At 55.2% G+C, this 24,727-nt stretch carries 20 protein-coding genes; 13 read left to right on the top strand and 7 right to left on the bottom strand.

Annotated elements, in window-relative coordinates; genetic code table 11:
• Positions 1 to 115: 115 nt before the first annotated feature.
• From LZ463_RS10610 to LZ463_RS10600, 3 genes are all read left to right on the top strand, one after another.
• A complete protein-coding gene (locus LZ463_RS10610; protein ID WP_241455598.1) occupies positions 116 to 1,783 on the top strand; it encodes a serine hydrolase in 1,668 nt (555 codons plus the stop codon).
• Between the two features lie 116 nt (positions 1,784 to 1,899).
• Positions 1,900 to 2,301 (top strand): SMU1112c/YaeR family gloxylase I-like metalloprotein, encoded by a 402-nt coding sequence (gloA2, locus tag LZ463_RS10605; RefSeq protein ID WP_241455597.1) that lies wholly within the window; start codon positions 1,900 to 1,902, stop codon positions 2,299 to 2,301.
• A 389-nt stretch (positions 2,302 to 2,690) separates the two neighbouring features.
• On the top strand, positions 2,691 to 3,431 hold the full coding sequence (locus LZ463_RS10600) for a hypothetical protein (RefSeq protein WP_241455596.1): 741 nt from the start codon (positions 2,691 to 2,693) through the stop codon (positions 3,429 to 3,431).
• A gap of 338 nt (positions 3,432 to 3,769) precedes the next feature.
• Here the strand turns inward: LZ463_RS10600 and LZ463_RS10595 are convergent, their stop codons facing one another.
• The 3 genes from LZ463_RS10595 to LZ463_RS10585 all read right to left on the bottom strand — a co-directional run bounded on the left by LZ463_RS10595 (position 3,770) and on the right by LZ463_RS10585 (position 7,136).
• A complete protein-coding gene (locus LZ463_RS10595; protein WP_241455595.1) occupies positions 3,770 to 4,507 on the bottom strand; it encodes a substrate-binding periplasmic protein in 738 nt (245 codons plus the stop codon).
• Between the two features lie 111 nt (positions 4,508 to 4,618).
• Positions 4,619 to 5,842, bottom strand: coding sequence for a M20 family metallopeptidase (locus tag LZ463_RS10590; protein WP_241455594.1), 1,224 nt, complete (start codon positions 5,840 to 5,842; stop codon positions 4,619 to 4,621).
• 4 nt (positions 5,843 to 5,846) lie between these two features.
• Positions 5,847 to 7,136, bottom strand: a complete 1,290-nt coding sequence (locus LZ463_RS10585; protein ID WP_489686104.1) for an allantoate amidohydrolase — start codon at positions 7,134 to 7,136, stop codon at positions 5,847 to 5,849.
• Positions 7,137 to 7,685: 549 nt separating this feature from the next.
• On the opposite strand from LZ463_RS10585, the gene LZ463_RS10580 reads away from it, so the two are divergent.
• From LZ463_RS10580 to aroQ, 3 genes are all read left to right on the top strand, one after another.
• Positions 7,686 to 9,017 (top strand): C4-dicarboxylate transporter DctA, encoded by a 1,332-nt coding sequence (locus LZ463_RS10580; protein ID WP_241455593.1) that lies wholly within the window; start codon positions 7,686 to 7,688, stop codon positions 9,015 to 9,017.
• Positions 9,018 to 9,198: 181 nt separating this feature from the next.
• Positions 9,199 to 9,912: a GntR family transcriptional regulator gene (locus LZ463_RS10575; RefSeq protein ID WP_241455592.1), complete on the top strand. Its 714-nt coding sequence runs from the start codon at positions 9,199 to 9,201 to the stop codon at positions 9,910 to 9,912.
• 6 nt (positions 9,913 to 9,918) lie between these two features.
• Entirely contained in the window at positions 9,919 to 10,554 is a 636-nt protein-coding gene (gene aroQ / locus LZ463_RS10570) for a gamma subclass chorismate mutase AroQ (protein ID WP_241455591.1), read from the top strand.
• A gap of 12 nt (positions 10,555 to 10,566) precedes the next feature.
• Here aroQ and LZ463_RS10565 read toward each other — a convergent pair whose 3' ends face one another.
• A complete protein-coding gene (locus LZ463_RS10565; RefSeq protein WP_241455590.1) occupies positions 10,567 to 11,241 on the bottom strand; it encodes a hypothetical protein in 675 nt (224 codons plus the stop codon).
• Positions 11,242 to 11,509: 268 nt separating this feature from the next.
• On the opposite strand from LZ463_RS10565, the gene LZ463_RS10560 reads away from it, so the two are divergent.
• The 4 genes from LZ463_RS10560 to LZ463_RS10545 all read left to right on the top strand — a co-directional run bounded on the left by LZ463_RS10560 (position 11,510) and on the right by LZ463_RS10545 (position 16,116).
• Positions 11,510 to 12,025: a rhodanese-like domain-containing protein gene (locus tag LZ463_RS10560; RefSeq protein WP_241455589.1), complete on the top strand. Its 516-nt coding sequence runs from the start codon at positions 11,510 to 11,512 to the stop codon at positions 12,023 to 12,025.
• Between the two features lie 21 nt (positions 12,026 to 12,046).
• On the top strand, positions 12,047 to 13,075 hold the full coding sequence (epsC, locus tag LZ463_RS10555) for a serine O-acetyltransferase EpsC (RefSeq protein ID WP_241455588.1): 1,029 nt from the start codon (positions 12,047 to 12,049) through the stop codon (positions 13,073 to 13,075).
• A 241-nt stretch (positions 13,076 to 13,316) separates the two neighbouring features.
• Positions 13,317 to 14,270, top strand: a complete 954-nt coding sequence (locus LZ463_RS10550; RefSeq protein WP_241455587.1) for a family 2A encapsulin nanocompartment shell protein — start codon at positions 13,317 to 13,319, stop codon at positions 14,268 to 14,270.
• Positions 14,245 to 16,116: a family 2A encapsulin nanocompartment cargo protein cysteine desulfurase gene (locus LZ463_RS10545; protein ID WP_241455586.1), complete on the top strand. Its 1,872-nt coding sequence runs from the start codon at positions 14,245 to 14,247 to the stop codon at positions 16,114 to 16,116. The genes LZ463_RS10550 and LZ463_RS10545 overlap by 26 nt, the downstream gene beginning before the upstream one ends.
• A gap of 89 nt (positions 16,117 to 16,205) precedes the next feature.
• Here LZ463_RS10545 and LZ463_RS10540 read toward each other — a convergent pair whose 3' ends face one another.
• The gene (locus LZ463_RS10540; protein WP_241455585.1) at positions 16,206 to 16,763 is read right to left on the bottom strand and encodes a hypothetical protein; all 558 of its coding nucleotides are present in this window, start codon (positions 16,761 to 16,763) and stop codon (positions 16,206 to 16,208) included.
• Positions 16,764 to 16,843: 80 nt separating this feature from the next.
• Entirely contained in the window at positions 16,844 to 17,758 is a 915-nt protein-coding gene (locus tag LZ463_RS10535; RefSeq protein WP_241455584.1) for a LysR family transcriptional regulator, read from the bottom strand.
• 104 nt (positions 17,759 to 17,862) lie between these two features.
• Between LZ463_RS10535 and LZ463_RS10530 the strand changes: the two genes are divergently transcribed.
• Genes LZ463_RS10530 through LZ463_RS10520 form a run of 3 tightly spaced genes read left to right on the top strand, consistent with a single transcriptional unit; the run spans position 17,863 to position 19,277 of the window.
• A complete protein-coding gene (locus tag LZ463_RS10530; RefSeq protein ID WP_241455583.1) occupies positions 17,863 to 18,504 on the top strand; it encodes a chromate transporter in 642 nt (213 codons plus the stop codon).
• Complete coding sequence (locus tag LZ463_RS10525) at positions 18,497 to 19,030, top strand: chromate transporter (RefSeq protein ID WP_241455582.1); 534 nt, start codon at positions 18,497 to 18,499, stop codon at positions 19,028 to 19,030. Before LZ463_RS10530 ends, LZ463_RS10525 begins: the two co-directional genes overlap by 8 nt.
• 25 nt (positions 19,031 to 19,055) lie before the next feature.
• Positions 19,056 to 19,277 carry a hypothetical protein gene (locus LZ463_RS10520; protein WP_241455581.1) on the top strand — a complete coding sequence of 74 codons (222 nt, stop codon included), beginning with the start codon at positions 19,056 to 19,058 and terminating at the stop codon, positions 19,275 to 19,277.
• A gap of 90 nt (positions 19,278 to 19,367) precedes the next feature.
• Here LZ463_RS10520 and LZ463_RS10515 read toward each other — a convergent pair whose 3' ends face one another.
• Positions 19,368 to 24,386, bottom strand: coding sequence for a hypothetical protein (locus LZ463_RS10515; RefSeq protein ID WP_241455580.1), 5,019 nt, complete (start codon positions 24,384 to 24,386; stop codon positions 19,368 to 19,370).
• Positions 24,387 to 24,727 lie beyond the last annotated feature (341 nt).

Raw genomic sequence — 24,727 nt, 5'->3', positions numbered from 1 at the left:
TGCATGCGTCTGATTGTTGTAACTATGGCACTTGCTCGCATAAAATCCCAGGCGTTTTACTCCATATGTCCCGGTGCTATCCAGGAAGACCTTTATTCAACCACAAGGAAAAACAATGAAATTCCGTTTGTTGATGGGCAGTCTGTTGAGTTCGCTATTATTTATCCCTGCAGCGCAGGCTGATGAGATTGCCGCCAACCTGCAAAAAACGGCCAGCCAGCGCGCCAGCAGCGGGGCGGTACCTGGCCTGGTGGTTGCCACCATTGTCGGCAAAGATCAGCAGGTGCAGGGCTACGGCGTGCTGTCAAAAAAAATGCCGCAAAAGCCGGATGCCAAAACCGTGTATGAAATCGGTTCTGTCAGCAAGACCTTCACCGCCACCCTGCTGGCTGACATGGTTGCCCAAGGCAAGCTCAAGCTGGATGACAGTGTGGCCAGTCTGCTGCCTGACTACAGCATCCCCCAATACCAGGGCAAATCCATCAGCCTGCTGGACCTGGCGACGCAAACCTCCGGTCTGCCGCGCATGCCCGGCAATTTTGCACCCAAACAATATGACAACCCTTATGCCGATTACACGGTAGCCAATCTCAAGGACTTCATGCAAGGCTACAAAATGACGCGTGCACCCGGCAGCCAGTATGAGTATTCCAACCTGGGTTTTGGCTTGCTGGGCCAGGCCCTGGCCACACGCGCAGGAATGAGTTATGCCGACCTGGTCAAGGCGCGCATCACCGGCCCGCTGGGCATGCCGGATACCGGCATCGCCCTGACACCAGCCATGCAAACCCAGCTTGCACCTGGCCACGACAGCTATGGTGGCCCGACTGCCAACTGGGACATCCCGACCCTGGCCGGTGCGGGCGCGCTGCGCTCCAATGCGCAAGACATGCTGCGTTACCTGCAAGCGCATATGCAAGCCGCTGCCAACACTGCAGCCGCAGATGCCATACCGAAGGGATTGCGTCTGACCCAGCAAGCGCACAGAACTGGCGGCATTGCTGGCACCCAGATAGGTTTGGCATGGCACATGCAGGTGGTACGCGGACAGCATGTTATTTTCCATAGCGGCATGACGGGTGGTTATGCCTCGTTCATAGGATTCACTGCCGACGGCAGCCGTGGTGTTGTGGTACTGGCCAATGCAGCTGTCACAGTCGATGATGTCGGCTTCAATGGTTTGGTGCCACCCTCAGCGCCGGTGACAGAAAAAGAGGTTCGTATTGCCGCTAGCGATATGTCTGACTATACGGGCCGTTACCAGCTGGCGCCAGGCGCCATACTGCAAATCACGGCAGGCAAGGAGAACTTGCTGGCACACATTACCGGCCAGCCCCAGGCGCCGGTTTTCATGCGCAAGAAGGACGAATTCTTTTACAAGGCCGTTGAAGCCAGCCTGCATTTTGAACGTGATGCCAATGGCAGGATCAAAGGCCTGTCCCTGCATCAGGATGGTCGTGTCATGCCCGCACCGCGCATAGGTGACGCCCTGCCGGAACCCGCAGCACGTGCAGAAATCAGCCTGCCTGCCGATGCGCTCAAGCAGTATGCGGGCAGTTATGCCCTGGCTCCCAGCTTCAAGATCAGTATCACCGAGGACGGCGGGCAGTTGTTTGCCCAGGCAAGCAACCAGCCGCGCCTTCCGGTATTCGCCTCTGCCCGTGACGAATTCTTCTACAAGGCGGTGGATGCGCAACTGAGCTTCAAACGTAATGCTGCCGGTGCGGTGACTGGCCTGGTGCTGCATCAGAATGGCAGGGACATACCTGGCCCGCGTGAATAAAACTCTCTCGGTCTGAAGCGATGTGATCTGGATGGCGGCCTGTGTCGCCATCCATTTGCCGCGCGGGGTTATACTGCAAGCCTGATTGCTACCCCCACTGCACCCTGTTCAATATCATGCTGCTACGCATACACCACGCCGCCATCATTTGTTCTGACTACCAGCGGTCGAAAGATTTCTACATCAACATCCTGGGCCTGCGCATTGTCGCAGAACATTACCGTGCTGCCCGCGATTCTTACAAGCTGGACCTGGCCTTGCCGGACGGGTCACAGCTTGAACTGTTTTCTTTCCCCAATTCACCCGCCAGACCCAGCAGACCTGAAGCCCAAGGCTTGCGCCATCTGGCATTTGCCGTTGCCGACGTGGCGCAATGCAAACTGGCGCTGGAAGCAAAGGGTGTGGCAGTGGAAGAGATACGCAGGGACGAATTTACCGGCAAGCTTTACACCTTCTTTGCTGACCCGGATGACTTGCCGCTGGAACTGTATGAGACCGCTGGCGCTACAGTTCTCTGAATACGGAAGTGCCTCCATGCAATGAGCACAATGTACCCCAAACCCTCATTCCCGCCTGTCCGGCTATTATGACTTTACCGGGGAGGCAGACCAGCAATATGGTTTTGATTATCTGGTCAGCGCAGGCTGATTTAGGCGGGTGTAACTGTTGACAATGTGCCAGTGAGTATCTGGCAGCCGTCCGTTTTTTTCTGCGCGGACGGCTGGCAATAAGCCCTGGCGTTGATGAAAATCTCATGTCGCTGAGGTACTGTGCTGCAGTACCTCAAGGGCTGGTCAGTGCTACTTGTCATCGCAGGCTGGTGTTTGTTCTGTAAAATGAGGACACTCTGCGTCCTGGCATGAAGCCGATCAATTCATCATGCAATCATTTTCCGGGATATCAGACCATGCGCCAACATTCTGCATCTTCAATCACATCTGCCAGTCTGGGTTTGCTGGCCTGTATGGTTTTCAATCATGCATGGGCACAGACCACGACCCCTGAAGAAGAGACGCAAAGCGTTGAAGTCAAGGCCGTCAAAGACCCTGCCATCATGCCTTATAAAATGGCGTATGAGACCATCACCAAGGTACGTGCCGCCAGCAAGGACAAGGTGGAAATGCTGTTCAGGGCCACCGTCAAAACCGGCATGCAGCCGGTGCCGGACCTGAGCATTTACCTGGATGGCCCCAATACCCGGCGCAAAATCGATATCAGTCCCACAGGTTTTATCCATGTCCCGCTTGATACGGCAGCCCTTGCCGACGGCGCAGATTTTGTCACCAACAAAAAGCGTGGATCATTCAATGTACATATGCAGTTTGTCCCCAAACTGGGGGGCGACACCATCAAATATAGCGAGATCACCGAATCGATAGCGGCCGCCCGCGCCGCCCTGGCCGAGATCGTGCCCTGGTACTGGCGTATCTTCATTCCTTCGGTACGTGAAATCGGCATTTGCTACCCTGACAAGGACCAGGTAGTGAGCATGACCGGAACGGAAGAAAGCAGCCGCCCGGCCACGAAGGAAGACAAGGACATGCTGCAGAATAAAATCTATTGCGCCAGTTTTTCAGCGAAGGAAGCCAGCCTTGACAAGGATGGCATTATCACACCGGCACCAGGGTGGTCGGCGATATTCCGGTAAGGACTTGCCGGGACAAGTCATCGTTCATTGATACTTGCGATCCGTACATCGTGTATACGGGTATACGGATCGCTGATGAGTTTGCAATAAACCTTATAGGACTTACGCAAAACGGGCTCAAAGCTTGCAGCTTACCGTACTTCCCAATTCGTCATACCCGCGCAGGCGGGTATCCATGCTTGATCAGCCTCGCCCATCTTACTGTCTGCGCGAGTTGATTAACGATGGATTCCCGCTGAAAGCACGCGGGAATGACGATTTTGGGCGCATCGTGCCAATTTAGATGTAGACATGGCCGACGCAAAAACCGTCTGGGGCAATTTTGCGTAAGTCCTGCCTTATTTGAAGTTGATCGCCTTGTTCAGTTTTCCCATTACCTCATCTGGCACGTTCTTGCTGCAAATCAGGTAACGCTCGCCACCATCGGGCATGTCGCTGGTCTTGAACTGGATGAACTTGTCCTTACCCGTATTCGATTGTTCTATCAGGTAATTGGCTTCTTCCGGCGCGGCAAACATCAGGTCGGCGGATTTGGCGGCAACCAGTTGCAACATCTGGGTATTGGTACCGTTTGATACCACCGTCTGTGGTTTGATCTTTGCGAGTGCGGTATCGATGTAATGGCCGTAAGAGAATTTCTCCTTGATCAGCACCTTGATGCCAGGCATGCTCAAAACCTCGTCGAGTTTTGCACCGTCTTTCACTTTGACGGTGCTGTTCAACAGCAGGACTGGCGGTTTGTCGCGGTACAGGGCTTTGCTGAATCTGGCAAAGCCCTCACGCTCTTCGGTTTTATACCAGCCTATTGCACAGTTTTTTTCCTTGTTTTCCTGCACCATCGCCAGTTGCCGGTTGGGCGGCGCCTTGGCCCAGGTCACAGCAATGCCTGCCGCCTTGAAGGCATTGGCTGCCGGTGTCGCCGTCAGGCCAGAGGCAGAGCCGTCAGACTCTTCCACGATATACGGCGGGCGCACATTGTAGTTAAGTACGATCTTGTCATCGGCCATACCAGGGCCTGTTATTGACAGGGCAGCCAGTGCCGTCAGGATGGTAATGGAGAAATTGCGCTGATTCATGGATACCGCCTTTCAAAAGAGGGATCATCAACCGATTGCTATTGGTCAGTATGCCTGACCAATAACATCATAGGTGATGGGAGTGGTAACTGCTGTGGAAATGCTGCTGCTTTATTGCAATAAATCCGCCAGACTGCGTGCAATCACCTTGGTCGCCTTGCGCAAGTCTTCCAGGTCCAGACGCTCATCGGCCCGCTTGGCATGGGATTCCAGCACCGTCCTTGGCCCCGCACCATAGATGACCCCAGGGATGCCCGCTTCCGAGAACAGCCGCACATCGGTGTAGAGCGGCGTACCCAGGGCCGGAATCGCTTCCCCAAACACGGTCTCACCATGCTGTTGTATCGCGGCTACCAGCGGTGTATTGCCCGGCAGCGGACGCATGGAGTTCGCCAGCAGGATGCGTTTGACCTCAACACGGATGCCGGGCAGCTCTGCCGCGGTATCGCTGATCAACTGGCGCAGCGTCGCTTCAACCTCTGCCGGATCTTCTTCCGGTATCATGCGACGGTCCAGCTTGAAGCTGACACGGCCAGGGATGACATTGGTATTGGTGCCGCCTTCTATCACTCCCACATTCAGGTAAGGATGGGTAATGCCTTCCACTTTGGAGGTGACCTGCTTGTACAGGGTGTTCTGTGCATACAGGGCATTCAGGATTTTGACTGTTGCCTGCAAGGCATCGATGCCAGAGTCAGGGATGGCTGCATGGGCCATCTTGCCGTGGACCGTCACTTCCATCTGCAAACAGCCATTATGGGCAGTGATGACCTGGTAAGAGAAACCGGCAGCAATCATCAGGTCAGGCTTGATCAAGTTATGTTTCAACATCCAGCCCGGGCCGACTTCACCACCGAATTCTTCATCATAGGTAAATAGCAATTCCAGCGTACCGGCAGTCGGTCTGGCAACCGCTTCCAGGGCACGCAGGGCAAAGGTATAGGTCGAGAAATCGCATTTGCTGACAGCCGTGGCGCGGCCATAGATCTTGCCATCGATGATCTCGCCGCCATAGGGGTCTTTGGTCCAGCCCTCACCGGGTGGCACCACGTCGCCATGGGCATTGAGCAGCACGGTCCTGCCGGGGCCATAAGTCCGGCGCACCAGCAGGTTGGTGATGCTTTGCAGGCCGGCGGCCTTGACTTCGCTGTCGGGGACGGCATGTTTTGTTGCAACAATCCCCATGTCCTGCAACAGGTCAGCGGTGCGTTCTGCGTGCGGGGCATTATTACCGGGTGGTGTGTCTGTCGGCACGCGCACCAGTTCTTGCAGGAACTTGACCTGCTCGTCGAAGTGGGCGTCTATCCAGGCGTCGAGTTGTTGATGTTTGTTCATCGTCTTATTCCTCCGTAGGGAAGTGGGCAGTAAAGTGTTCAGCAAAATAAGTGAATGCCTGTGCGGCCAGAGCGGCATCTTCTGCTGTCATGATTTCATCGGGATGATGGCTGATGCCGCCATTGCCGCAGCGTACAAACAGCATGGCGACATCGGTAATGGCTGCCATCGCCATGGCGTCATGGCCGGCGCCCGAGGGCAGGTGGCGCACGGGCAACTCGCAATGCTGTATGGCGCTGGCGACCTGTTGCTGCAGCCAGGGTGCACAGGGCACACTGGGTGCATCATGGGTCTTGCGCACGGCAAACTGTACGCGGCGGCGGTCAGCGATGCGCTCAATTTCTGCCAGCACATCGGCTACGGCCTGTTCACGCACCGCATCCTGCTCGGCGCGTATGTCGATGGAAAACACGGCCTTGCCCGGCACGACATTGGTGGCCCCGTTGGGTACGGTGAACTGACCAACCGTGCCGACCAGGCCGGGTATGCCCTGGCAGCGTTTTTCTATATACAGGCCGACTTCGGCAGCGGCCATGGCGGCATCGCGCCGCAATCCCATGGGGGCGGTGCCTGCGTGACCGGCCAGGCCCTCTGCCTCCACCATGAAGCGGGTCGCACCGGAAATGGCCGTGACCACACCGAGCGCCAGTTCTTCATTGAGCAGGACCGGGCCTTGTTCTATATGCATTTCAACAAAGGCCAGCACGCTGGCCGGGTCGTAGGCGGCTTTGGCCAGGCCAGCCGGATGAAAGCCGGATGCCTGCATCACTTCGCGCATGCTCAGCCCGCTGTCGTCAAGATTGTCGAGAACGGCCATATCAAAACTGCCGGCAGCGGCACGGCTGCCTAGCAGAGTGGCTTTGAAGCGCACGCCTTCTTCTTCGGCAAAACCGATGATCTCTATCGCAAACGGGAAGCGCCTGCCCGCTGCATGCCATCTGGCCACGCAGGCCAGCGGCAGCAGTATGCCAAGGTTGCCATCGTATTTGCCGGCATTACGCACGGTATCAAAATGCGAGCCGGTCAGCAGGGCGGGGGCACGGGCTGTCAGACCTTCATAGCGGCCGATCACATTGCCTGCCGCATCACGTCGCACGCTCATGCCGGCGGCGCACATCCAGTCGGCCAGCTGGGCTGCCGCATTGTGGTGCGCCGGTGTCAGATAAGTGCGCGTGAGCATATCGGGTACGTCGCTGTGTTGTGCCAGGACATCGGCCCTGTCCATGATTTGCGCGGCACAATCTGCAAAGCTGGGCAGGTCAGTTGGTGTGCAGGAATGCATCTTGCTCGGCATAGGGTGTCTCCTCCGGTGTCTGTTATTGGATGGCTGCTTGATCTTGATGTGGTCCTGATTTTGCTACGCGGAAACTGCCAGAAATCAGCCAGCAATCTGCCAGGAAGCGTCGTTTTGTGGCTCTTGTTGTTTTGTGGTTTTTTGGATTCTACTATTGAATCCATTTATTGCATACAAAAATTGGATGCAGTATATTTGATCCAACAGGGAAGCAAAATACAGATCAAAAACGCATCACAACTCAAATTCAGCCCAGAGATTTGGCGGATGGAAAACCGTCCATCAATCCCCTCCCCTTCAAGGGGAGGGTTAGTGTGGGGATGGGGGCGTGTAGCAAGCGAACGGATTTGCGATGGGAAATACACTCCCGACCCGGCTTTTTCCCAAGGCGAACCCCAAACCGGGGAGATAGCAAAGACGCACGATGCCGCTATTCACAGGCGTTAACGTAATGCAACATGGTTCAACAGGCATCATCAGGACTTCAACACAGGTAGTGAAAAAAGCAGCTCCCCATCGCAGTGCTAACCAGTCATTCAGGAGGTAGTCGTGCAGCGCGTATTCAAACCACTCTTCAAATCACTATTTGGTCAGGTGCTGATCGCCCTGGCAGTAGGGATACTGGTCGGGGTCTTTTCCCCTGGTGTTGGCGTCAGCCTGAAACCGGTTGGTGACGGCTTTATCAAACTGATCAAGATGATCATTCCCATGATCGTCTTTTGCGTCGTGGTGCATGGTATTTATGGCGCCGGTGAATTGAAAAAAGTCGGACGCGTCGGTCTCAAGGCGCTGATCTATTTTGAAGTGGTGACTACCATTGCCCTGGTGCTTGGTCTGGCGCTGGCCTTTTTATTCCACCCAGGCGAGGGGATGAATATCGTCCCTGCATCGCTCGACGCCAGTACGCTTGGCACCTATGTCGACAATGCCAACAAGGTCAAAAGCGCAGGCTTTGCTGAATTTATCCTGAAGCTGATACCCACGACGGTCATCAGCGCCTTTACCTCTGGCGATGTTTTGCAGGTCTTGCTGTTCTCCGTCATTTTTGGCTGTGCCCTGTCACTGGTGGGCGAAAAAGCCCGTCCGGTTGCCGACATGATCAGCAGTCTGTCTGAAGTCTTCTTCAAATGCATGTCTTTCATCATCAAGCTGGCGCCGCTCGGTGTGTTCGGGGCCATTGCTTTTACGGTAGGCAAATATGGCATAGGCTCGCTCAAGCAACTGGGTTTTCTGGTGATGCTGTTTTACGGTGCGGTGATTGTGTTTGTGTTTGGCGTACTCGGCTTTATCCTGCGCCTGGCTGGTTTTAATATCTTCAAGTTCATCCAGTACCTGCGTGAAGAATTGCTGGTGGTACTGGCGACGGCTTCATCCGACAGCGTTTTGCCGCAAGTGATGAAAAAACTTGAATACCTGGGTATCAAGGACACTACTGTGGGCCTGGTGATACCCACTGGCTATTCTTTCAACCTCGACGCTTTTTCCATCTACCTGACCCTGGCCGCCGTCTTTATCGCCCAGGCCACCAATACACCGCTGGCCATGACTGATTTGCTGGCGATACTGGCGGTGGCCCTGGTGACTTCAAAAGGTGCACATGGCGTGCCTGGTTCCGCCATTGTCATCCTGGCGGCCACCTTGTCAGCCATCCCTGCCATACCGGTGGTGGGGCTGGTACTGGTGCTGTCGGTAGACTGGTTCATCGGCATTGCCCGCGCCCTGGGTAACCTGATCGGCAATTGCGTGGCAACGGTGGTCGTCGCCAGCTGGGAAAAAGACATAGACAAAACCCGTGCCCATGCCGTGCTTGATGGCGACCAGGCTGCGATAGCCGCCTATGACGAAGACAAGCTTAAGCGCCAGACAGGTCTTGCCGCATGATTTGATCTGGAATAAGAACCATGCAAAAAAACTGACAAAACAACTGACAAAAACAACGCCCGAAGTCTGCAAGCTTTGGGCGTTTTGCGTATGGGAGTACAATTTCGGGCGCAGCAAGTAATTTTGTATTTCTGCTCACGCAAACGGCGCAGCAAGTCCCAGTTTTACAGGTAACCAGATAATGACAGCAGCAAGCAAGACAGAGCAGGCAGAGCATGTTGAACCGGCCGACAGTTCAGAAGCGATAGCGCGCGACATCACCACCGCCATCGCTGAACAAAGGCTGCCGCCCGGCACCAAACTGCGTGAAGAAGCGCTGGCCCGCATGTATTCCGTCAGCCGCACCAAGATCAGGGCTGCCCTGGTCATGCTGGCCAAGGACAAGCTGATCGACCTGGTGCCGGAAAAAGGCGCTTTCGTCAGCAAACCCGGCGAGCAGGAGGCGCGCGAAATATTCTTTGTCCGCCGCATACTCGAAGCCGCTCTGGTCCGCGAATTTATCGCCAAAGCCAGGCCAGAAGACTATGCACGCTTAGAAGAACACCTGGTGCGCGAACGCCAGGCCATCATCGACAACAATGTGCAGGAACGCTCCATCCTGCTCAGTGACTTCCACATCCTGCTGGCCAATACCGTGGGTAACCAGGTACTGACAGACATACTGATGAAACTGGCAGGCCGCAGTTCATTGATCACCATGCTGTACCAGTCCAGCCGTGACGCCAGCTGTTCATCTGATGAGCATGGTGAATTCTTGCGTGCCGCCAAAGCTGGCGATGTTGAAAGAGCAGTCGAACTGATGGAACATCATCTGCACCACGTCGAATCAGCGCTGCAATTCACTGAGCCGGCCAAGGCTGACAAGAAAGATTTTATTTCGGCGTTACTGGCCTGAATCTGTATGAACAAGACACTCTTCAAGTTACCTGACGTCATGCAACGCAGCAGCTTAAACGTTTTCAAGTTGTGCTTATTCTGTCTGATGTTTGCCAGCGCTTCGATTGTAATGGCGACCGCTGCTCACGCCAAGGTTGATGCAATAGCAGAATCCTCGGCCGACCCCAGACTGGCGCGCTTGCTGACCTTGATACAGCAGCGCCTGAATCTGGCCCAGGACGTGGCCATGTACAAGTGGAACACCAGGGCAGCGATCGATGACCCCGTGCGTGAACAGCAGATACTGGATGCGCTGGCCTTGCAGGCGCCGCAGTATGGCCTTGAGCCAAAAATGGCGCAGGATTTCTTTGCAAGACAGATCATCGCCGGCAAGATGATACAGACAGCCCTGTTTGCCGAATGGACGGACAGGCAGCAGCCTCCTTTCAGTAATCCGCCAGACCTGAAAAATAAAATTCGCCCGGCGCTGGACCAATTGACGACAGAATTATTGACTGCCCTGGCAGCGGCACAGCCCTTGTTGCAAACACCGGCAGGGCGATCAGGGATGGAACTGGCGATTGCTGATGCAACGGCGCAGACAAGCTTACCCGCTTATGCAAGAGCCTGGCAAACTGCCCTCGGTGGCTGGGGAAAGTAATTCCGTGCCGGGTCAGGAACATTTCTTCCTCGGTTGCCAACTCCATTCCCCGGCTTTTTTCACCAGCTTGACCTGCCATTTCACTTGCGGTTTTTGCTGGCACTGGGCTTGTGCGGTGAGTTCGCCAGATGCTGTCCATGCCGGTGTATTCAGATCTGCATCTATCATGTTGCGGTCATCATCGCGCTGGATGAAGTTAAAGCCGGACCAGGACAATTGTCCGTTGACAGCGTAGATTTTCCACTCCGATCCATCCAGACCATTCGGTTGCTGCTCGATCAGGTACGCCCGCCTGTCGTCCGAGAAAAGAACGAATTCGCCGCCTGGAGTTATCTTGCCCGTTTCTTCATTGTAGAGCTTGCCGGTGAACATGTCCTGATCATGATGCATGAGCAGGATGAAACCTTCCTTGCGGTCACAGAAGTGATAGGTGATGCTGTCTAATGAATCATCAAACGGTGGCTTGTCCTCAAATTTGAGAGTGCCGGATTTCCCCTTGATCGTCAGCACATGTTTTGATGGGCGTACCACCACATCTTTTGCCAGTTGCTGCATGGCCCGGGCTTCGTTGCCTTTGCTACTCGGGTCCTTACAGTCCAGTTTGATGGATTCTGCCTGGCCGGGCAGGGCCCAAAAAACAGACAGGGCAATCACGCCAGGCGTTATCAAGGTGCGTAAAAGTGGCATATGGTTTTCAACGATCGTATGTAGATTCTTTTAAAGGTGAACTGGCTTGTACTGGCAGACTGATTTTATTCCCGCCTGCTTAGTAAGCAGACAGAAATTTTACCTGATCAGGTATTTCCAGTCTGTGCCTTATCTGTTTTATGGATAAATAACTTCATTTTTATTCGTTTTACGTTTTAGGTAAATCCCGTACATTGAAACTCTGTTTGCGCAACAACGATATGCAACCACCATATCAAATTCCATTTGATTGCAGCGAGATTTATTGATGAGCGATTCCACTTTCTCTATTACAGAAACATCAGCAGCGGACAGCAGGGGCCTGGCCGTCGCCAGTACACCGCAAGCCATACTGGACGATGCACGGCAACAGGCGCTTGCAGCGGGTTTGCCTTATGCAGGCAGCCTGCACCCTGATGACGCATGGCGTCTGTCGCAGGCGGGCCATGCGGTACTGGTTGATGTTCGCACGGCAGAAGAACGCAAGTTCGTCGGCTATGTCGCTGACGCCATCCACGTGCCCTGGGCTACCGGCACAGCGCTGACGCGCAATCCGCGCTTTGCCAAAGAGCTCGAAAGCAAGGTCAAGGACAAGTCTGCCGTCATCCTGCTGCTGTGTCGCAGCGGTAAACGGTCGGCTGCTGCGGCAGAGGCGGCAAGCAAGGCTGGTTTTGGCAATGTATTCAATGTCAGCGAAGGTTTCGAGGGCGATCTGAATGAGGCGCAACAACGCGGACAGGTCGGCGGCTGGCGCTTCCATCACTTGCCGTGGATACAGGATTGAACAAGGTACAAAGGCAGGCATATGAGTACGCAAACAAACAAGCATATCGGTGAGCATGCAAGTCAGCACACCAGCCATGCACGACGTGAGAGCAAAGCGAGCAGAGGCCAGGGAATCCGCACCTCGCTATTTGGCATAGAACAGGTGGTCAGTGAACTGGCGGCTGTCAGGCATGCCTGGCGCAGCCGGCAGCAGCGCTCGTCCGAACCTGGCGGGCGCGAACTGCCTTCGCGTGATGCCCTGGCAAAGATACTCAATGACTTGCGCGGCGCCTTGTTCCCGATGCGCCTGGGGCCGCCGGAACTGCGGCAAGAAAGCGAAGATTTTTATGTAGGCCATACGCTCGATACGGTGCTGCATTCGCTACTGGCGCAAGTCAGGCTGGAACTCAGTTATGCCTCGCGCTATCACGAAGCAGAAGACCTGCACATCGATGACCGCGCCCTGACCATCGTGCGTGAATTTTCGCGCGCCCTGCCAGACATACGCAGCCTGCTTGACAGTGACGTGATATCGGCTTTCCAGGGCGACCCGGCGGCGCGTACCGTTGATGAAGTCTTGCTGTGCTACCCCGGCATCCTGGCGATGATACACCACCGCATTGCGCACAAACTGTATCAACTGGGCGTGCCCTTGCTGGCCCGCATCGTGGCAGAAATTGCACATGGCCAGACCGGTATCGACATCCACCCCGGCGCCAGCATAGACGGCGGTTTTTTCATCGACCACGGCACAGGTGTGGTGATCGGTGAAACTGCCGTGATAGGCCGACGGGTGCGTATCTACCAGGCTGTCACGCTCGGTGCCAAACGCTTTCCGGCAGATCAGGAGGGCAAGCTGCAAAAAGGCCTGCCGCGCCACCCCATCGTGGAAGATGATGTGGTCATCTATGCCGGGGCGACCGTGCTGGGCCGCGTCACGCTGGGACGTGGCGCTGTCATCGGTGGCAATGTCTGGGTGACCAGCGATGTTGCGCCCGGCTCGCATGTCAGCCAGGCCAGCCTGCGGCACGAACAAGCTGGTAACCAGGCTAGTGGACTGTCACAGTGAAAGCGGAAGTGAAGGACATGTGCCCGGCGAATCAGGGCAAGGCAAGGTTTTGACAAATAAGCACGGCGATAGCGGGGCTATCGCGCGTATTTGCAACGCCGCCATGATCGTCGAGCACATGCCAAGCACTTCGCTTTTCACTTTGACAGTCCACTAGTGCCGAGCAAGGTACTCAAGCCCTTGCGCTGTAGGAATGATTTTCCCCAACCACCCATTCACCTGAACAATAGACGGAGTAAACATGAGTGAAGCAGTAAGTGATGTAAATGCTGCAGCATCTGCGGGCAATTTCGCCCTCAGCGATAATGCTGCAAGACAGTTAGCCAATGCCACCAAGACGGTTCCCCAGTTGTCCACCATTTCACCACGCTGGCTGGTGCATCTGCTGCAATGGCTGCCGGTAGAAGCCGGTATATACCGGCTCAACAAGGTCAAAAACCCCAAGGATGTCAGGGTGGCCTGTTCCCAGCGCGATGAATCGGAATTGCCGCAAACCTTCGTCGATTATGATGAACAGCCGCGCGAGTATTTCCTCAATGCAGTGGCGACGGTGCTCGACGTGCATACCCGTATTTCTGACCTGTACAGCAGCCCGCATGACCAGATCAAGGAACAACTGCGCCTGACGGTGGAAACCATCAAGGAAAGGCAAGAGAGTGAGTTGATCAATAACCCTGACTATGGCCTGCTGGCCAATGTCCATGATGACCAGCGCATTTCTACCCTGACTGGTGCGCCAACACCGGACGATCTGGACGACCTGTTGACCAAGGTGTGGAAAGAGCCGGGCTTCTTCCTCGCCCACCCGCTGGCGATTGCCGCCTTTGGCCGTGAATGCACACGCCGTGGCGTACCACCGCCAACAGTCAGCCTGTTCGGCTCACAGTTCCTGACCTGGCGCGGTGTGCCGCTGGTACCTTCAGACAAATTGCCGATTGAAGATGGCAAGACCAAGATCATCCTCCTGCGTGTAGGTGAAAAACGCCAGGGTGTGGTTGGCCTGTTCCAGCCGGGTCTGGCGGGCGAGCAAAGCCCGGGCCTGTCGGTACGCTTCATGGGTATCAACCGTAATGCGATTGCTTCTTACCTGATTTCGCTGTACTGCTCGCTGGCGGTGCTGACGGATGACGCCCTGGCTGTATTGGATGACGTAGAGATAGGCAAGTACCATGAGTATCCAGACACCTACAAGTAATGCCGGAACGGCAGGCTTGCCTGACGAAGCCGTCCTGAACCGCATGGCCGCAGAATTTTTTGCCCTGGTGCCAGGGGCGGCACAGGCGGCTGCGCAATTCTTGCCGGGTTTGTCGCATCTGCATGATGGTATTGCTGCGCCAGCAACGACCTCAGCAACACCGGCCGCGCCGCTGATAGAACCGCAGACTACCGGCACAGCCCATGCGCCGCCAGTGGCTGATGCAGGTGTTGCCCAGGGTGTGCCGGCTGTGTATGCGGCGGCCTTGCCGCAGAGCTCGTCAGCGTTTTCCCGCCAAGCTGTGCAATCAAATACGGCAGGCAGTTCATCCTATTATTTTCTTGATGGCGGTTCAGCTGCTCCATCGGGTTCTGGCCTTGACGCGCTGGCAGCACAGGCCACAGGCTCATCGCAAGACCAGGTCGTGGCGCGTTCTTTCGGCCTGCCGGGGCAAGACCAGTTGCAGCGCCTGCTGGGGGAGTTATATCCGCAGACTTCGGCAGCATCCGGGCCGGCAAGAAGCGCGGGTGGAAATGCAGCGGATCGCCCGGCGTTTTATTTTCAGCAGGGCGAGCACGATTACTGGGACCAGGCGCCGCGTGCAGCCAATCCTGCACTACGGGCGCCGTTCGACATCAACGCCGTGCGCAGGGACTTTCCCATCCTGGCGGAACGGGTCAATGGCAAACAGCTGGTCTGGTTTGATAATGCCGCCACCACGCAAAAGCCGCAGTCCGTGATAGACAGGATCAGCTATTTCTACCAGCACGAGAATTCCAATATCCACCGTGCTGCACATGAACTGGCGGCCCGCGCCACCGATGCCTATGAAGCAGCGCGCAACAAGGTCGCCCGCTTTCTTGGTGCTGCCTCGTCTGAAGAAATCATCTTCGTCCGTGGCGCAACCGAAGCGATCAACCTGATTGCCAATACCTTTGGCAAAAAGTTTATCGCTGCCGGTGATGAAATCATCGTGTCGCAGCTCGAACACCATGCCAACATCGTACCCTGGCAACAACTGGCAGCCGAAAAAGGCGCGGTCATCCGTGTCATACCGGTCGATGACAGCGGCCAGGTCCTGCTGGACGAATACCGCAAGCTGCTTAACGGCAAGACCCGGCTGGTGGCGGTGACCCAGGTATCCAATGCCCTGGGTACCATTACGCCTGTGCATGAAATCACTGCATTGGCCCATGCTGCGGGCGCTAAGGTATTGATTGATGGGGCGCAGGCGGTATCCCATCTGTGCGTCAATGTGCAGGCGCTCGATGCTGACTTTTATGTCTTCTCCGGCCACAAGGTATTCGGGCCGACCGGCATCGGTGTGGTGTATGGCAAAAAAGCCTTGCTGGAGCAATTGCCGCCCTGGCAGGGCGGTGGCAACATGATTGCTGACGTGACTTTTGAGCGTACCCAGTACCAGCCCGCACCGGCACGTTTTGAAGCAGGCACGGGCAATATCGCCGACGCGGTGGGTCTGGGTGCAGCGATAGATTATGTGGAAAGACTGGGGCTGGACAATATCGCGCTGTACGAACATGCCTTGCTTGACTATGCAACGCATGGCCTGAAGCGCATTCCCGGTGTACGCCTGATCGGCACGGCACGTGAAAAAGCCAGTGTCGCTTCGTTTGTGCTGGAAGGCTATCAGACAGAAGAAGTGGGCAAGGCCCTGAATGAAGAAGGCATCGCCGTGCGTTCCGGCCACCATTGCGCGCAACCGATATTGCGCCGCTTTGGTGTCGAAGCCACGGTCAGGCCTTCATTTGCTTTCTATAACACCTGTGAAGAGATTGACCGCCTGCTGGCAGTCGTGCGCAGGCTGGCACAGGCAAGGCGTGCTTGATGACTGCATGAGGTGCGTGGGTGCAGTAAATGCTTGAAGTAAAAACGGAGGCGCAGAAATGCGCGCCCGTTTTTATTTCTTTCGCCAGATTACTTCGCTTGTTTGTGGTGGGCAGCGATTCTGTCGTTCAGGAAGGTATACACAACAGGATCATTATTGCGCAGATCCCATTTGCCATCAGCAACAGATTTTACATAACTCATGCATAAATCAGCCTTTGCCTCCTGGTTATTGATTCCTTCAATAGGTGCAATGTATGCCTTGAATTGCGCTTCTATCGTATTGGGAAGCACGACCTCAAACATATGCTTGAAGGTATTGCGGTCTTTTTCTGGTACTGATGATTTATTGATTGAATCAAATAACTCTCGTTTGACGATGACATTTTCATCGAGCAAGGACTGATGCCGTGTTTTCCAATCTTTCAGCGCCTGTTGCCCTGCAATACGAACAGAGGCACCATATGTGGAACAATAAGTAAACAATTTTTCCAGCAGGACACGTCCCCCTTCTGGCGATGCAGCCGCTGCACCAATGACTTGTGACTGGTTGTCATATGTCAGCCTTTGGGCATGCGCTGGTGCGTTGATGATCAGTAGTAAAATGCCGGCGAATTTGATGATTGTTGCGGGCCATTTTTTCTTCATAGGGGCTCTGTCGTGTAATTTATCAAGTACTTGCTACTCTGCTGATTGTCAGTAATGCAAAGTGTTTCATTTTAATGACTTTACTTGACAGTACGACTATTTTTTATCATGTCATACAAAAGCTGCGCCGCCGGTGACAGGCGGGCAGCCTTGCGGGCGACCAGCACCAGGGTCCGGGAAATCACCGGGTCTTGCAATCTGATCACGCGCAGGCGTGGGTAAGTACCTTTTTGCATGGCAAGATTGGGTACGATGGCGGCGGCAATGCCCGCTTCCACCAGGCCCAGGGCGGTGGAGTTGCGTTGCACTTCGTAGTGAATCTGCAAGGCGAAACCGCCATTATTGCCATGCAGGCCTTCTGCACCCAGGTAACCGTCGAGCAGGGCGCGATTGCCGCTTGCCTGTCCTGCAAAAATCAGTGGGTGTGATTGCAATTGCGCCCAACTGATGCTCTTGCGCCTGGCCAGCGCATGGTCGTCGCGACAAACCAGAACAAAGCGATCTTCCAGCAAGGGTGTGCTAGACAGTTCAGGGTGGTTGGGGCCGGCCAGCTTGATGCCGAACTCTGCCTCGCGCCGCAAGACAGCTTCGGCAACACCAACCGATGCATGATCGAGTATCTTGATGCGGTTGTCGGGGAACAATGCCGAATACTCACGGATGACCTGTGGCAGGTAGCGCACACCAGCTGTTGGTATGCAGGCAATCGACACGTCGCCACGCAGGGCTTTGCCGGTTTCTCGTATTTCTGTCAGTGCGGCTGACAGCTCCTGCAGCAGACGCCTGGCTTGCGGCAGAAAGTCTTGCCCTGTCCGGGTCAGCGCGATGGATCGCGTGGTTCTCTCCAGCAAGGTCACGCCCAGAAAAATCTCCAGGTTGCGCAGGCGCTGCGTGACTGCCGTTTGCGTGACGAACAGTGCATCCGCTGCCTTGTTAAAACTGCCATGGTCGGCAATAGCGACAAAAGCCTGTACGCCGAGAATGTCGATTTTCATCAGAAAAATGAATCAATTGTCTAAATAAATTCATTGTACTTTTAATTGTGCAAGGTCGAAGATGATCATGTAGAAAAAATATTTGCTGTTTTCATGGGTGCCTTATGTTAAATCCACCATTGCCCGCGGTTACCGTTACTGAACCTGCCAGCCTGTCGGTGTGGCGAATTTTCCTGGTGTTTTCCAGGATAGCCATGACCGGTTTTGGCGGCGTCATGCCTTTTGCCTATCGTGCACTGGTGGAGCAATACCGCTGGCTCAGTGCAGAAGAATTTGCCCGCTACCTGGCACTGAGCCAGGTCTTGCCTGGCCCGACCATCTGCAATGTCGCACTGATGATAGGCAAACGCTATGCCGGTATTGCTGGCGCCCTGGCCGCTGTGGCTGGCCTCATCATTGGCCCCTTTTTACTGGTGATTGCACTGGGCGTCGCCTACCAGCGTTTTGGTGATCTGGCCATGGTGCAGGATGCGCTGAGGGGCATGACGGCAGTTGCTGCCGGCCTGGTGCTGACAACCGCCGTCAAGATGGCCATGTCCCTGTTTGACAAGAGGGGTAAGGATGGCGGCACTGGCAAGCCGGACAAAGGCAAAATGCCCGGTCGCCAGATGGGTTTGCATGTGGTTTTGATGACACTGGCATTTGCCGGCCTGGCCCTGCTCAAGTGGCGTCTGATCGTCGTGTTTGCCCTGCTGGCCTTGCCCGGCAGCGTCGCTGCCTATTTTCTGAAAGATAAAAATGGATGAACAATCGCCCCTGCTGGACCTGTGCCTGCATCTTTCCATCTTGTCGATGATGGCGGTCGGCGGCGGCCTGGTGATGATGGCGCCTGACATCAGCCACTTTGTCGTCACTGAAAAACATTGGGTAAGCAGCGCACAGTTCGCCTCTGCCTATGCCATTGCCCAGGCGGCGCCAGGCCCCAATTTATTGTTCATCTCTCTGGTGGGCTGGCTGATTGCCGGCTGGACCGGCGCCATACTGACCACCCTGGCGGTGATCATTCCGTCGACGATACTGACCCTGTCCGTGATCAGCCTGAAGGCATCAAACTTCAACAACCGCCTGACTGCCGCAGTGCGCGACACCTTTGCGCCGATTTCCATCGGCTTTCTGCTGGCGACGGCCTTTTTGTTTACCCAGGTCGAGACAGCAAGTTGGGGCACCGATGTGGTCACCGTGCTGACAGCCATCATCGTCCTGCGCAGCAAGCTTAACCCGGTACTGCTGATTGCAGCCGGCGCTACCGCAGGGATGCTGCATCTTATCTAGCAGTCTCAACACAGGAGGGAACATCATGCCCGACGCACACGCCAGCCTGACCCTGCAAATGCTGGAATGGATACAGCAGCAACCACGCAGCTACACCGAAGTGCTGGATGTCTGGCACAGCACCTGCCCGCGCCTGTGTATCTGGGAAGATGCCTGCGCAGAGGGCTTGATCAGTTGTGAAGGTGGAGGTAAAGGTTTTGTTACGGTGACAGACAAGGGCAGGGATAGGTTGCATCGGACTCAGTAAGCAGGCCGTCGATTCAGTTTCAAATCGACGGCCTTTTTGTGGCTGTACCACTGCTTTCACAAGGGTACATTGCAGGCTTGCAGCTTGTTTTTACTTGACCTGTATATTCCCCAGCAGGAGCAAATCACCTGGTACATCGCAACTGCTGAAGCTGATGTAATTGCCTGAAGGGAAGAGCAGGTTTTTCAGCGCAAAGACAGAAACCGCTTCAAAACTGATGGACAGTTTCTTCTCGATCTGCGGCGGTATCTGGCTGTTGATACGCTGGTTGACCTGGCTCTTGAGGTCATCTGATCCGCTGGGTCCGCCGCCTGACATATGGCCTTCCACCTTGACCCCTGTGCTTTCCATAGCGATGTTGATCTTCTGGTTGCGGCCGTCACCGCCCACTGACAAAGGCATGAAGGCTTGTACCTTCAGGCTGACTTCGGTGCTGAGGTCTCTGTCTGACGTGCTGGTGCAATTGAAGAAGCAGGGATAGAACGTGGTTGACGAATGCTCTTTATAGTTCATGACCTGATTTTGGGTGCCGCCATAAACAAGCTGTCCATTCGACTGGACTTTCAGGGTGGTGCCGTTCAGACTCCAGGCGATGTCATTGCCACCGGGGATGGAGTAGGTATAGCGCGTCGTTGATCCGCCGCCCTGACCGGAAACACTGCTGCTATGGTTGAGCGGGCTCAGGTCGACGGTGGCAGTCACGCTGGCGCTGGTGAAGGTGGCTGTCCAGGCCTTGGCGCTGCTGCCGGGGTTCTGGCCTTGCAGTGTCCAGCCATTATTGCGCAGGCTTTGCGGCAAGATGTCGCGGAACACCAGTTGAGAGCTGACGATCATGCTGGTGTTCTGACCCTGTGGCAGCGGTTCAGGCACGTTGTTGAGTGAAGCCAGCGAGTAATTGAGCAGGTCACGCCCTCCAGTCATGATGTAGAGCTGCAGCATCTGGTTGCCGCTGGCGGTCTGCAGGGGCTTGAACAGGAAGTTGCTGGGCTTTAAGGCGGGCAGGGTGGGGATCTCTGTCAGGTCCAGCTGGTTGATCAGGTAGATCACCGGGTTCTGTGTGAAGTAAGCCTGTACCGCCTTGTTGAATTCCACCTTGGTAGCGTCACTGAGCTGGATATTGCCTATCGAGAATGCGCCTTGCAGCATATTCAGTTCTACCCTGAGCACATCATGGTTCTGGTTGCCAACCTTGACCTGGCCGTTGACCTTGCCCAAGGGTACGTAGGCCGTCATGGTTTCGCCGGTGATGTTTTGCGGCTGGTCACATATTTCAGGTGAGGTGCCAATCTTTGTGCATACCTTCATTGTGCCTTTGAGAATTTCCATGTCCAGCCTGGCGGTATTATTGCTATTGACACTGAATTCCAGCCTGGGGTAACCGTACTCGACTTCAAAATAGGTGTTGATGGTGACATTGCCCGGATATTTCTCTGATGTCGAGACGACTATCCTGTTCTTGTAGGTGGTCGATGTCTTTAACTCATCATACTGGATGGCCAGGACACGATTAATTTCTGACAGACCCATGTTGAACACGACATCCCAGCCATTGGTGCAGCTGCCTTGCTGATACAGCGCTGTCAGCAGGTTTTCTTTGGATGGCAGGGCGAATGCCTTGAGGGCGGCATGATCCGCTTCTGGCGCGACTGCCCTGCGTGCTACCGGGCCTGCCAGTGCATTGACAGCAGGTGTGGCCATGCGCAGCCGGGCCAGCATGGCCGGGTCGACGATACGCGCTTCCAGTACAAAGGACAGACGCAGGGTGACTGTGCCTGAGGTAAAACGCAAGCCGCGATTGGTCTGGGTTGCTGGGAAAGAGATTTCCCAGGTAGAGAACGGTGTCACCCGGCTCACACCTTCTGACCAGGATTCACCATGATCAGAAAAGGTCGGGCTGTTATCTTCACACTGATAGCCATAGATGCGTTCGCGCCATGGTGTGCGGAAGCTCAACCGGTCACGGTTCATGTCGCGGTCATTGAAAGGGTTGCCGTTATAGGCCAGGCGCAGCAGGTATTGCCCGCTGTCGGTACCCGCCACACCTTCGACAGTGGCCAGCACGGCAATGATGCGGGCATTGGCATACTTATAGAAGACAGCATTGTCCAGGAAGATGGTCTGGCTGTAGATATTGCCGTTGGTCAGCTCTTGTGGATTGACGCCCTCGATCACGAATTCTATGGGTTTGGTGCGCACCGGCTGGTAAGGCGCCAGCGCACTCTTTGCCGCCAGGGTGCGGCCGTGTTGCTGCACGATAGCGGCGCTGAACTTGAGCAGACTGAAAGACGTAATTGGTGTTGCTGCCTGCAGGTAGGCATATTGCAATGCCTGGTCCTGCGTCAGGAAAGCCCTGGCCAGTATGGTCAGCATCTGGTTCTGCATGTAGGTCAGCTGGCCGGTCAGGCCCATCAGATCGATGGCAGAACGGTCGAGGTCCTTGACATTGGCAGGATTGAGTTTCTTTTGCAGCTCGGCCAGTCGGGCTGCCTGACGGGCATTGAGTTCTTGCTGCAATTGATTGGTATAGATGTTGCGCTGTATGGTGTGCAATGAAGATTCTGCACCGGCGACAGCCTTGCCGCGCAATACCATGATCTTGAAGGCGGTCTGCAATGCAGCCTTTTCCGCCTTGACATCGGGGCCGGTTGCCATCACCTGGTCAAAATAAAGCGACATCTCATCCCATGACTGGCTTGATGGATTGCCAAACTGTCCGGCATCGAGGCCGTCAAGTGCGGCTTGTGCACCATTGAGTCCGGTCAGGCCGGTACTGATGCCGGTGTACAGTTTTTGCGTGGCGTTGAGTACATTCAGGGTTTTCTGTATGCGTTGCGCCATCAGCCCCAGGTCCTTGACCGCAGAAATGGACGAGGCCGGAATCAAGAAGGACGTACCCAGGCTGAACAGGTTGGTCGCCACATCAAGACCAAACTTGATGATCTCCATGGTTTCCCATTTTTCGACCGCTGACTTGTACTGTTGCGTGGCGACATCCACATCCCCTCTGGCATGCAACAGTTGCTTGTTGAGTTCATTGAGTTTTGTCTGCTGTTGTGCAGCTTCAGCCTTGCCCTGGTCTATCATTGACTGGTAAAAGCCCTGCATGTCTTTTTGCTGAGCGATATTGGCATCGACAATGCCACTGACCAGCTTGCCTGATTCGATGATGTTTTCATTGAGGGTCTTGCCGACATCGATGACCAGTTCCTGCAGGCGGCGGTTGGCCATGCGCTGTTCATTCTGCACCAGTTGCAGCTGGATACGGTCAAGGTAGCCGAGAATTTTCTGTACGTATTGCTGGTAATCGTCGAACGGCAGAATCGGTACGAAGGCGCCTGATTCCGGGTCGTTGACAAAATTGGCCAGGTCCATGGCGCGCACGCGCAGGGCGATCACTTCGGGGTCGTCGGGCAGGACAGGTATCCAGCTGGCTATCCAGTTCAGGTAACGGCGCATCAGTAATTGCAGGCCATCGTTGGCGCAGGCCGACTGGTCGCTCAGCACGGCTTCGGCAAAACTCATGGAATATTGCAGGCTGTTGATCAACTTTGGTACAGCTTCCTGGTCAGGCGAGAGGCGCACATCACCAGCCAGTATGGGTACTGCGCCGGCGCCGCTGCCTTGCAGGCCAAAGCGCAGGCCGTCCACAATCACGCTGTAGCGGTCACCTGCCCGGTTGCGCACTACCAGTGCACCGAGAAATTCGTCGCAGGCCAGCTTGAGCTGGTCGTAACCGGCGTCACTCAATTCCAGCTGCCGCGGCTGTCCCTTGCTGCGCATGTCAAACACTTGGGCATACAGGCTCAGGTTCTTGCCCGGCACAGCAAAGGCGGCATTGGTCTTCAGGGCCAGCACATTGGCAAACAGGGTGAAATTGACGACCTCGGAGGCGGCGACAAACTGCATCTCGCCTATGTCAAGACGGGCCTTGTAGACATTGATGTTTGGCGTCGCGATGAAGGACGTGACATCATTGAAATCGGCTGGCAGCATGCGTTCAAAATCGCGGTCGTCATAGACCATGAAGTTGGCTTGTACATTGTCGCGATATTTCTGCACCATCGCCCCCTTGAATACCCGCTGCCAGAGCAAGAGCCGCTTCTGTTCTATCATCACCCCCATGCTGGCGAGCGTTACCTTGCTGACGGTCTGTTCGGTAAACTGTTCTTGCAGGGTAAACAGGCTAAAGCTGGCATTGGGATTGAACAAGGCAAAAATACTGTTTTTTTGCGACCAGATTTTGTCCAGCCAGGACTGGTTTTGCAGGCTGTCAGTAAATGCCGCGCTATTGCTGAGGCACAAGACCTTGCCATATTCAGCCACCAGGCCAAATACGCCTGTCTTGCTGTCAGTGGTGAACTGCACAAAATCTTGTGAACCCGGGCCGGACAGGATGTTATTGCCATTGGCATAGGCTTCTTCGATACGGGCGAATTTTTCAGGCAGGTAGGCAAATACCTGCAGGATGGTGTCGCCAAATTCCAGTGCCGACACATAGTGGGTGCCGTATTGCTTGAAGGACGCCAGCACCCGTTCTGCATCGCTTTGCACCAGTTGATCACCATAGTCTTGCTGACGGCTGCGGCCGGCATGGGGCAGCTTGGTGATGTCAGACATGAAGCTCTCTGTCAGGTGATAGGCTGCATCGGGCTGACGTGGCCGCGCATGCACCAGAATGCCGCCAGTCTGTGACGCATGGGTGACTTCACTGTCAACACGACGCAATTTCACCAGTGCATAGCGATAGTCTGCCCTGGTCAGGTCAACGCCGATTGCGCCGGACAACTGTTGCAGCGAAGCGGTGCTCTGATAGGCGCCGCCAAGCAGGGCGCCAGCGCCGATCTGTACCGCGTCAATGTCAGCAGCCGGGGTCAGTATCTGGTAAGGGATCAGCGCATCAAGCAGGCTCAGTGCATTGTTGTGCAGGCTGATGTCGGGATAAGTCCAGGTGCCGCGTTCCATCGATACGGCAGGCGCGGCGGGCGTCATGGCTTCGTTCGTGGTTGGATAGAGGATATTGAGTTTGTTCTGTGCCGGGTCCCAGTCAGGATTGAGGCCGATGGTGAGGTTGGTGGAAAATCCCAAGACAAAGCTGGAGGTGGTCATCATGTCTTCCTTGTGTATTGCCGGTCAGTCATGATGCATGGGTACAGGTCACGAGTAGGCCACGAATTGTGGCCATGCCTGATCGTACCTGACACCCGCCGGGCAGGTTGCCAGGGAGGGGAGGGCACAGGGACGCAACATGCTTGCCGGGCTGTTTGATCTTGTTGAACAACGATTCATGTGTTGCGCGGCAAAAACGCATACAGCGTACTCTTGCTACCGGCACCGCATGTGCTGCCTGGTTGGATAAAGGTGTGCTTTTCAGCAATAAAATATTATCTAATAGGCTAGACTAATTATAAACATCAGATTTTGAGGCGACAAGGAGGATTTCAAAAAAATTA

Origin of the sequence: Undibacterium paludis, assembly GCF_022568815.1 — a bacterium.
Lineage (GTDB): Bacteria > Pseudomonadota > Gammaproteobacteria > Burkholderiales > Burkholderiaceae_D > Undibacterium.
Note: the sequence above shows the minus strand (reverse complement) of the source record. Positions and strands in the feature narration are given on the sequence as shown.